The 2,043-nt window shown below is 62.6% G+C and carries 1 protein-coding gene; it reads right to left on the bottom strand.

What is annotated here, in order from left to right:
• Nucleotides 1-572 precede the first annotated feature (572 nt).
• Entirely contained in the window at nucleotides 573-1,712 is a 1,140-nt protein-coding gene (locus GY769_10150; protein ID MCP4202283.1) for an ISNCY family transposase, read from the bottom strand.
• Between the last annotated feature and the right edge of the window lie 331 nt (nucleotides 1,713-2,043).

Raw genomic sequence — 2,043 nt, 5'->3', positions numbered from 1 at the left:
TTTGGAAACACGAGATGCAACGTGATCGTGATTTATGTCTCGTCGTGTCTCGTAACTCTCCATTTCAAGTGCGCGATCGGGACCTCAAACGAGCAGCAATGTCGTCCACATGCGACAATACAATTAAATTAAGTTGTGGGAACGTGTCAAATTGACAATCCGGATGGAATGCAACGTCTGGTGCTGGTCCGAGCGGCCATCCCGACGCCGAAGCCATAAGGCCGGACCCTGACCCCGTTAAGACATTCGGCACATCGGAAGTGCATTCCTCACCACTGCGACAATCGCATTCTTCTAGGCGTTCACCGTCGGTTTCGTATTCGCATTGAGCCAGAAAGAAACGGTTGGATTTCATTTGTCATATGACGCGGTGAGTGGATCATAGCGATCGCGATAGTCGAAAGATTCGCAATCATAGAAAACTGTCGACAACAAACTGAGTTGACCGGTTTATGTACCATATGAATTGACCGCTTCTGTTGTGGATGTTGGCGCTGTGGGGAAGTGGTCAGGTCGGCGCCGCCGAGCTGTCCACTTATCCACAGCGCTATGGCTGGTCGCGTCGAAGCGCTTCACGCGGCCTGCCTGTCGCTGTTCTCGATCGGCGTGGCGTCCTCGCTGTAGCGGGCCAGGCAGCGCGGCCCGTGGAAGACGGCCAGGGTCCGGTCGGGATATTCGTGCACCCGGACCGTGGCCTTGACGTAGTGGTGGCGATGGCGGTCGGCCGGGATTTGTAGGCTGAGGCCCTTGTAGCGCACCGTGTTGTCGTTTGAGACGACGCGCTCCTCCTGGCGGCAGAGGATCTCGGCCGGGTCGCCGGTGAAGGGTACGAAGGCGGAGCCGGCGGCCTCGGCCGGGCGGGCGAAGCGGGCGTTGTGCTGCGGCAAATAGACCTCCTCCAGGAAGCGGTTGGCGCTCGCCATGTCGGTGATGCCGGCCAGCCTGAGCTCCTGCGGCAGGCGCTTCTGCAGGGTTCCGAACATACGCTCCGAGCGGCCCCGGGCCTCCGGCGAATAGGCCGCGATCAGCTCGATGCCGAGCTGCGCGCAGGCGCGCCCGACCTGGGTCGGGGCCTCCTTGTCGACCTTGCCGCCGGCCTCGGGCGTGTGCCAGTAGTGCCCGGCCCGGTCGGTGTAGAGCGAGCAAAACAGCCCCTTGGCCCGGATCACCTCGGCGAGCCCCTGGAAGCTCGACATGGTGCCCTCCTCGGCGACGAAGAAGGCCGAGTAGATCTCCGAAGAGGCATCGTCCATGGTCACGATCAGGTCCCAGTAGCAGCCCGGCAGCCATTGGTGCGTGGAGCCGTCCTGATGCAGCATCATCCCCACCAGCGGCCGCCGGGGCCGCTTGCGTCGATGGGCGCCGCGACGCGACGCCGGCTGGCGCCGGCCGTGCGCCTGCAAGGTCACCCGGACCCAGTTGTAGCTGCGCTTGAAGTCGTGCTCCGCCACCAGCTTCTCCCAGAAGTGCCGGGCGGTGAAATCCCAGTAGCGGGTGTCGAACAGCTCCAGCATCGCCGCCACCTCATCGACCCCGGCGCGCCGCGCCGAGGCCCGGCCCAGGCGGCGATCGTAGAGACCCTCCGCGCCCTCGGCCTCGAAACGATCGCGCCAGCGCCGGAAGGTCCGCTCCGAGACCCCCAGAACCTCCGCCGCTTCCTGTTGGCTCAGCTCACACCGGTAGGCGCGGCCATAAACCTCCTCGAACTTCATCAATCTCAGTCCCTGTAACTGTTCCGTCCGGCGCATCAACCCCTCCACTCTCTAGAGGAGTTCTAAAACCGGACAGATCACTTGTTACATAGACCGGTCATATCCTGTGTTACCGACAGGATTGTTCGGAATCAATTGTCTCCCCCCGACGGCACACGTAAACTCGTCTTAACCATGTCATATCAGTATGCTTCGCGGAGGCGAGGCGGAGGAGAGGAAGCCATGGCGGACCCGGTTCGCTTGAAGCGGAAGAAGACAACCGACGCGCCAGCGGCCCCGATAGCGGAAGGCCAGCGCGCGCACGGGCAGTACCCCCGGACGCGGATGCGCC

Source organism: bacterium (genome assembly GCA_024224155.1).
GTDB lineage: Bacteria > Acidobacteriota > Thermoanaerobaculia > Multivoradales > JAHEKO01 > CALZIK01.
The sequence above is the reverse complement of the archived record's forward strand: the minus strand, read 5'-3'. Positions and strand labels throughout refer to the sequence as shown.

What these genes read in the sequence shown, in the direction of transcription:
- GY769_10150 (MCP4202283.1), bottom strand. Translation starts at nt 1,712, where the DNA reads ATGAAGTTCGAGGAGGTTTATGGCCGCGCCTACCGGTGTGAGCTGAGC.